This window comes from Massilia cavernae, from assembly GCF_003590855.1.
Taxonomy (GTDB): Bacteria; Pseudomonadota; Gammaproteobacteria; order Burkholderiales; family Burkholderiaceae_D; genus Telluria_A; species Telluria_A cavernae.
Window position 1 is genome coordinate 1 of sequence record NZ_QYUP01000098.1, and the last position, 7,825, is coordinate 7,825.

8 protein-coding genes are annotated in these 7,825 nt (G+C 63.4%); 1 reads left to right on the plus strand and 7 read right to left on the minus strand.

The window, feature by feature from the left end:
* Positions 1-196: 196 nt before the first annotated feature.
* The 5 genes from secG to D3872_RS10370 form a co-directional block, all read right to left on the minus strand.
* Positions 197-655 carry a preprotein translocase subunit SecG gene (gene secG / locus D3872_RS10350; protein ID WP_119810698.1) on the minus strand — a complete coding sequence of 153 codons (459 nt, stop codon included), beginning with the start codon at positions 653-655 and terminating at the stop codon, positions 197-199.
* A gap of 28 nt (positions 656-683) precedes the next feature.
* Positions 684-1,439, minus strand: coding sequence for a triose-phosphate isomerase (gene tpiA, locus D3872_RS10355; protein WP_119810699.1), 756 nt, complete (start codon positions 1,437-1,439; stop codon positions 684-686).
* A gap of 121 nt (positions 1,440-1,560) precedes the next feature.
* Positions 1,561-2,541, minus strand: a complete 981-nt coding sequence (locus D3872_RS10360) for an NAD(P)H-quinone oxidoreductase (RefSeq protein WP_119810700.1) — start codon at positions 2,539-2,541, stop codon at positions 1,561-1,563.
* A gap of 182 nt (positions 2,542-2,723) precedes the next feature.
* Complete coding sequence (locus tag D3872_RS10365; RefSeq protein WP_119810701.1) at positions 2,724-3,335, minus strand: tetratricopeptide repeat protein; 612 nt, start codon at positions 3,333-3,335, stop codon at positions 2,724-2,726.
* 60 nt (positions 3,336-3,395) lie between these two features.
* Positions 3,396-4,169, minus strand: coding sequence for a GIN domain-containing protein (locus tag D3872_RS10370; RefSeq protein WP_119810702.1), 774 nt, complete (start codon positions 4,167-4,169; stop codon positions 3,396-3,398).
* A gap of 323 nt (positions 4,170-4,492) precedes the next feature.
* On the opposite strand from D3872_RS10370, the gene D3872_RS10375 reads away from it, so the two are divergent.
* Entirely contained in the window at positions 4,493-5,776 is a 1,284-nt protein-coding gene (locus D3872_RS10375) for a GMC family oxidoreductase N-terminal domain-containing protein (RefSeq protein ID WP_119810703.1), read from the plus strand.
* A gap of 172 nt (positions 5,777-5,948) precedes the next feature.
* Here D3872_RS10375 and D3872_RS10380 read toward each other — a convergent pair whose 3' ends face one another.
* Positions 5,949-6,878 (minus strand): serine hydrolase domain-containing protein, encoded by a 930-nt coding sequence (locus D3872_RS10380; protein WP_119810704.1) that lies wholly within the window; start codon positions 6,876-6,878, stop codon positions 5,949-5,951.
* 4 nt (positions 6,879-6,882) lie between these two features.
* Positions 6,883-7,449: a serine hydrolase domain-containing protein gene (locus tag D3872_RS27025; RefSeq protein WP_119810705.1), complete on the minus strand. Its 567-nt coding sequence runs from the start codon at positions 7,447-7,449 to the stop codon at positions 6,883-6,885.
* Positions 7,450-7,825: the final 376 nt, after the last annotated feature.

Here is a 7,825-nt window from a genome sequence, read left to right on the forward strand (position 1 = left end):
GCTTGCGCCACTACCCCCTCAAGATAGCGTGTCTACCAATTTCACCACGTCGGCAGTGAAGTCCGCTATTCTACAGCGTTACACCTCTGTATTCAATGCGAACTTGCGATAAAACAAGGGAAAAACTAAAAAAAACCATACTACTTTCATGATGCCACCCGCATAGAAAGCGGCACCTGCCTAAAGGCTGTGCAGATTACTTTGGAACTTGGGTCGCAGGGGCTGGCACTGCCGGCGCCGGGGGTGAAGCAGCCGGGTCGGCTGCTGAACGCAGGGCCGGTGCCGGGGCAGGCGCTGCAGCGGTCGGGACCGAAGGATCGACCGGCGCGGCGGCCGGGGCTGCCGGGGTGGTCGGGATCGCTGCCGGGCCGGTGACTGGAGCGCGCTCCATCACGCCGCCGCTGACGGTAGCCTGGCGGTCGGTGCCGAAGTAGGCCAGGGCCAGGGTCGATGCGAAGAAGATCGCGGCGGCGACGCCGGTCGACTTGGACATGAAGTTCGACGAACCCGAGGCGCCGAACAGGCTGCCGGAAGCGCCGGAGCCGAAGGCCGCGCCCATGTCGGCGCCCTTACCGTGCTGCAGCAGCACCAGGCCGATGATGAGCAGGGCCGAGATAACCTGTACTACGACGATCAGATTGAACAAGGTGTTCATTGCTATTCCATTCCAAGATTAACTAAGTTTAAGTATTCGCTGCTGCGTGGATGATGGCGAGGAAATCCGCCGCCTTCAATGCCGCCCCGCCGATCAGTCCGCCGTCGATATCAGGCTGGGCCATCAATTCTTTTGCGTTATCGGGCTTCATGCTGCCGCCGTACAAAATTTGCACTTTATCGGCCGCCACTGCATTCTTTTCAAGCATCTGCTTGCGCAACTGCGCATGCACTTCCTGCGCCATTTCCGGGGTCGCGGTCTTGCCGGTGCCGATCGCCCAGACCGGCTCGTAAGCCACGACGATTTTGGCCATGCCGTCCGCATCGAGGCGCTCGAGCACGCGACCCAGCTGGTTGCGCACCACCACCGCGGTCTGCCCTGCTTCGCGCTCGGCCAGGGTTTCGCCGACGCAGACGATCGGCGTCATGCCGGCGTCAATGGCTGCGACAGCCTTTTGCGCGACCAGTTCGCTCGATTCGGCGTGGTAGGCGCGGCGTTCGGAGTGGCCGACGATGACGTAGGTGCAGCCGAAATCGGCCAGCATGCTTGCCGCGACTTCGCCGGTGTAGGCGCCGCCGGCGTGGGCGGAGACATCCTGCGCACCCCATGAAACCGGGCTGCCCTTGAGCGTATCGGCGCACTGGGCCAGGTAAGGAGCGGGAGCGCACACGGCGCACGCGGCGGAAGCACCATTGAGACCGTCCACGATCCCCTGCAACAGGGACGCATTGGTGGCACGGCTGCCGTTCATCTTCCAATTACCTACGACCAGTTTGCGACGCATAGTAGTCCAGATTTAAATAACCCGCTATTCTAACCCCCGTTCCCAAGCCGGTCAAACAAAGGCCGAGCAAAATGTAGCAACTTTGCAAGACTTTCAAACGACTTCGGGGACAGACTTCGGACTAGATTACTTGCAGGACGATTTTTCCAACGTGGGTGGACGATTCCATCAGCTCGTGGGCCTGCGCGGCCTGGTCGAGCGGGAAAGTTTTGTAGATCACCGGGCGAATCTTGCCCGATTCGATCAGGGGCCAGACGATTTCCTGCAGGTTCGCCGCGATGGCGGCCTTGAATTCAACCGGGCGCGGGCGCAGCGTCGAGCCGCTGATCGACAGCCGCCGGCGCAGCACCTGGCCAAGGTCGACCGTCGCCTTGCTGCCGCCCAGCAGCGCGATCAGGGCGATGCGGCCGTCGTCGGCCAGGCAGGAGATTTCGCGCGCCACGTAGTCGCCCGCCACCATGTCGAGTACGACGTCGACGCCCTTCCCTCCCGTCAGTTCCTTGACCACCGGGACGAAGTCCTCGCTGCGGTAATTGATGCCGCGTTCGGCACCGAGCGCTTCGCAGGCGCGGCACTTCTCGTCGGTTCCGGCAGTCGCAAATACGCGGTGGCCGAGTGCGCTGGCCACCTGAATGGCGGTCACGCCGATGCCGGAGGTGCCGCCCTGCACCAGCAGCGTTTCGCCGGGCGCGAGCTGCGAGCGGTCGAACACGTTGCTCCAGACGGTGAAGAAGGTTTCTGGGAGCGATGCGGCCTCGACCGGCGTCAGCCCGGCCGGGATCGGCAGGCATTGCTCGATTGGCGCTGCGCAGTATTCGGCGTAGCCGCCGCCCTGCACCAGCGCACACACCATGCTGCCGACCTTGAATGGGCTGCCTTCGACGTCGCCGCCGACGATTTCGCCAGCCACCTCAAGGCCGGGAAGGTCGGACGCGCCGGGAGGAACGGGATATTGTCCGAGCCGCTGCAATACGTCCGGGCGGTTGACGCCGGCCGCATGGACCTTGATCAGCACCTCGCCGGGCTTCAGTGTGGGCATGGGTCGTTCGCCCGGCCGCAGGACGTTTGGCGGGCCAGGCTGGGTGATTTCGATTGCGCGCATGGGTCGATCGCTCCTTGGTGGCAAAGGGCGATTGTACGGGAATTAGATGACACATGTGCAAGGCGGGGCCAATGGCGAGAACCCACGAGCCGCGGGATACTGGCGCTCAGCATGGGCTCCCGCCTGAGCGGGAGGTCGTTCCCGGCAATGCTGGGAACGACGTTCGAAAGCTAACGAATCGCTTAGGTATTGCTGCCTGTCCGCGACTGCGTCGGCAACGGCGTCCCCGGCCGCCACATGCGCGACATGGCCTGCCCTTCCTCGATCTGCTCCTGCGTCATGTGCCTGGTGATGGCAGCCCGCTGTTCAACCGCGTTGGCATTGCCGCTGGCCGCCGCCAGGTTCCACAGCATGTACGCCAGCACCATATCCTGCGGCATGCCCGCCACATGGTAGCGGTACATCAGCCCCAGCGCATGCTGGGCATCGGCATGGCCCTGCTCGGCCGCCTTGCGGAACCACGACACCGCCGCCTTCTGGTCCTGCGGCACGGCGTTACCTGTGTAATACATGGCGCCGACCACGTACTGCGCGTCGGACTTGCCCTGCAGCGCAGCCTTGCGGTGCCAGGTAAGCGCCTGCTTGTAGTCACGCGTGACGCCGCGGCCCATGTAATACATCAGGCCGAGCAAATGCTGCGCGTCCGCGTGCCCTTTCTTGGCAAGCGGAGTGACTTCCTTCAGCGCCAGCGCGTAGTTCCTGGCGTTGTAGGCGTTGGCGCCCTCAGTAAAGCCTGCAACTGCGCTGGCTTGCAGGCCTAGTGCGAATGTAATCGCAACGAATAATTTTTTCATGTCTCAAACGGGTTCTGTTTGTACACCCTGCCGGCCCTCTTTTGGAGGACTCCTTGCTTGTTATTTCCAGCTGACCTTGCCCAGGCCGTCGACGCTGACGCTGCGGTTCTGCGGCTTGCCGTACACCGTCACCGAGCCCATCCCCGACAGGTTCAGGTTGGCGTTTTCGCGCGCCGATACCGAAGCGTTGCCGAGGCCGCTGAGCTCGAGGTTGACCGTGTCGACCTGGAAGTGCTGCGCATCGAGCCCGCCCAGTCCGCCGAGCGTGGCCTTGAGCCACTTGCTGCGTCCGTGCAAGGTGACGTAGCCGGCGCCACGCAGGTTCAGGTCGATGCCCTCGCTATCCGCGCCTTCGATGTTCATGCTGCCGACACCACCAAGGTTAGCCGTCACAATTCGGTAATTACAGTTAACTTTCATCGAGCCGGCGCCTTCCAGCGACAGGTCGAGCTCGTCGCCCGAGAAGCCGCGGATTTCGGTCCAGCCAACGCTTTCGGACGACACTTCGCGCAGGTTCGGCAACGTCAGTTCGGCGCGCAGGCTGCGGTTACGGTTATGCAGCTTGAAGCCGCGCATTTCGGTGCCGATGTTGAGCGTGTCGCCATGCTGCGAGACGGTGGTTTTTTCGAGCCAGCGCTTGTCGCCGCTGATGACCAGGCTGGGAACGGGCCCCTGCTTGAGCTTGAGGTCGATGACGCCGTCGAGCTTGACCCGCACCGCGCGCGCGTCGACGGGACGGGTTTCAGTGACGATTTCTTCGTTCGACGCCGCCGCGCTGCCGATAGTTGTGCAGAACGCCAACAAGGCGATACCGGCATTGAGGTACTTGTTCATCCAACTCTCTCCAGACATTATTCTTTTGCCGCACCGCTCCCGCTTGTGCCGGGGCGGCGCTGTTTTCTGTCATGCTTGCACGTTGGTCAATACGTTACCAGCAAGCGGCCCTGTGCTCCAGCAGATTCTGGTGCGTAGCCTTTTTGCATACTTTATCCATGTTGCAACTATATCGGCCGCGCCCACGTCGGGCCACCGGATTGCGATGAACTGCACTTTTGGCGACTTGGACGACACATACGCGCGATGGCATACAGATCACGGGTTTGACGCGGGGCGGCGGCACGGCGATACTGTGACTCCCTTCCAACGCCCTTCCCCCCATGCCGGCCAGCCCTGAATCGTTTGACGCCATCGTTGTCGGCAGCGGCCCGGGCGGCGCTGCCGTCGCGCGCGAACTGGCGAAGGCGGGCAAGCGTGTGCTCATCCTCGAGCAGGGCAGCGCGGCGCCGGTCACCGGAACGCTTGGCCAGATGGCGGCGATGGCGGCAGTGCCCGGCCGCGGCGCCTTCATTCACCGCGACGCGTCGCTGCTGGTGCAGGGCATCACCGCGGGAGGCAGCTCGACCGTCAACTTCGCCACAGCGGCGGCGCCTCCCCTGCCGATGTTTGCCTCCCACGGCATCGACCTGGCGCCGGCGCTGCGCGAACTGCGCGCAGAACTGCCGGCGGCGCCGCTGCCGGATTCGCTGGTCGGCCCGATGGCCGCGCGCATCATGCATGCCGCGCGCTCGCTCGGCATGGACTGGCAAAAGCTCGACAAGATGATCCGGCCGCAGGCCTGCCGCAGCGGCTGCTGGCGGTGCGTCTACGGCTGCCCTTTCGGCGCCAAGTGGACGGCGCGCGATTTCATCGATGTGGCGGTTAGCCACGGCGCCGTCCTGCTCGACCAGGCCAAGGTGGGGCGCGTCATCGTCGAGAATGGCGTCGCGACCGGCGTCGAATTCATCCGCGCCGGCCAGCGCCAGCATGCACTAGCCCCAACCGTGGTGCTGTCCGCCGGCGGCATCGGCAGCCCGCGCGTGCTGCACAACTCGGGCCTGATGCCGTCGAACGCCAGCTTCTTCAGCGACCCGGTGGTGGCCGTGATGGGCAGCGTGCCGGACATCGACGGCGGCGCCGAAGTGCCGATGGCGGCGGGCATGCGTTTCGACGCGGACGGCATTTCGCTGGCGGACATGACTCTGCCGAAGCCGATGTACCAGGGGTTCACGGCGCAGGCTGGGCGTTTCGACCGTCTGCTGGCGCACAAGCACACGCTGTCGGTGATGGTCAAGATCCGCGACGAGATTGGCGGCAGCATCGGCCCGCGCTGGGTTGACAAGACGCTGCAGGCGTCCGACCGCAATAGGCTCAGGGACGGAATCGACATGGCGCGCGCCCTCCTGAAGGAAGCGGGCGCCCGCCACATTTTCAAGAGCTGGCATTTCGCCGCGCATCCGGGCGGCAGCGTGCGCATCGGCGACGGTGTCGACATGGATCTGCGCACCGGCATTGTCGGGCTGTATGTTTGCGACGCCTCGGTTATTCCAGAGCCCTGGGGCCTGCCGCCGACGCTTACCCTGCTCTGCCTCGGCAAGCGCCTGGGGGCGCATCTGTCGGCGTAAGGCAGCAGCAGCGCATTGCGTTAGTAGCGCAGGCCAAACGCCAGCAGGTTGGCCTGAATCCCAATCCACAATGATGCCAGGCACGCGATCCACACAAGTGCCTGATGCAATACCACGTAGCCGGAACGGCCCCTGCCCCGTTGCACACGATGGCCGCGCCATATCAGCAGGCCTATGGCGAGCGCGCCGGCCCACCCGGCCAGCTGCAGGATGCGCAGCGAGATGTCGAACCACGCGCCTGCGACCCGACGTTGTCCGTCCAGAAACCGGGCGCGGTCTGGCGCCAGGAAATCGCCGGCTGGGGCCCGCCCAGAAGCTTCCCGGCTTTAATCGTGCCGTCGCCGTTCGCTACTACCCGTGTTTGCCCAAATAGCGCCCCGAGATAGGCCAGGTTGGATTCGCCGCGCCGGCTTGACATGTAGTATCCGGAAAAATCGGGCACATGCCCGGCAGGCAGTGGGGCAGCCGTGACCGGCGCTGGCGCGTATGGAAAGTAGCGGTCCATGAACGCTCGAAAAACCGGGCCGATCGTGCCCTCTGCCCCGTTCCCGCTGCTGTTGTAGGCGACGAAGATGCCGACCCCGGCGTCCGGAATGAGCACGAGGTTCGAGTGGAAGTAGAAGGTGGCGCCATCATGTCCGATGAGGCCTTGCCCGTTGTGCCGGAATTTGGCCCAGCCAAGGCTGCTTGAATTGTCCCGGGCGTCGAAGGCATGGTGGGAGGCATGCATCATCGAGGCCGTGGCGGGCTGCAGGATTCGGACACCATCCAGGCTGCCCCTTCCGAGATGGGCGAGCATGAAGCGGGCAATGTCGGTGGCGGTCGCCGCCGCGCCACCGGCGGGCGACAGCATCAACTCGAACGGCATGGCGCCGCCGGATGCAAGCCGGTACCCCGACGACATGCGCGGCGCAAGCGCGGCAGGCAGCGGCTGCACGAAGGTCGTGTGCGGCATGGCGAGTGGCCGGGTGATGTGGCGCTCGACGTACGCATCGAAGGGTTCACCCGATACGCGCTGCACGATATAGCCGGCAAGCGCGGCGCCATAGTTGGAATAGGCAGCGACCGTACCGGGAGCAAAAATGCGCTCGGGTACGCGCATCGCACTATTGATCTGGAGGTAAGCGCCCTTGTCGGGAGCCTGCCTCCACAAGCCCTGGAACGTCTTCGAACCCGGCCGTATGGGTCATCAGGTGGCGCATCGTGACCGTTTTGCCGTGGGCATCCGGCAAGCGGAAGTCCAGGTACTGGTTGACGTCGGCGTCAAGGTCGATCTTGCCCTGTTCCACGAGCTGCATCACAGCCGTCCACGTCATCAGCTTCGAGACCGAACCGATGCGAAACAACGTATCCGTCGCCGACGCCGAAGTACGGCGCGCCACATCGGCAAACCCATATCCTTTTGCGAACTCGATGCGGCCATCGCGCACAACGGTGACCACGGCGCCGGCAATATCGTTGCGCGCAAGCTGGGAGGGAATCAGCCCATCGAACAACTTGCCGAGGTCGGCGCTGGTCATGCGGGCAAGCGCCGGCGCTACTGCCGGCTGAACGAGGGGATCGCTCCATGCCATCGTGCACGTCAGCGACAGGAACAGTGCAGCGAGCACAAGAAGGCGGCCAAGCCGCGAGGGCCACGGCGAGGTACTTTTCTGGCGGGCGTTGCTGGGCATGCTGCGCGGCTCCTGATCTGCTCAATGGGCGCGCAAGTTTGCCATAAGTGCAAGTTATTCACCATCAAAAACAATCGAGCCGTTCCGAAACGTCGAATTGAGAGGTAGTGGGAGACCTTGTCGAAGATTCTTACACACAATTTACCGTCGGAAATTTTTTTATTAAGAATCAAACAGTTACGTGCAGGCACGTTAATTGCTTAGATGCACAAACTGATTTTCAATAACAATAGGGATTCCAACATGATCGCTCGCAACATCATCGCCGCATTCGCCCTGGCCTTCGCTGCACCCGCATTCGCAGCCCAGGTAACCGTCACCTTCGACATCGCAGTTGCCAACTACGTCCCGAACCCGGGCGGAATTCAGAACGTCA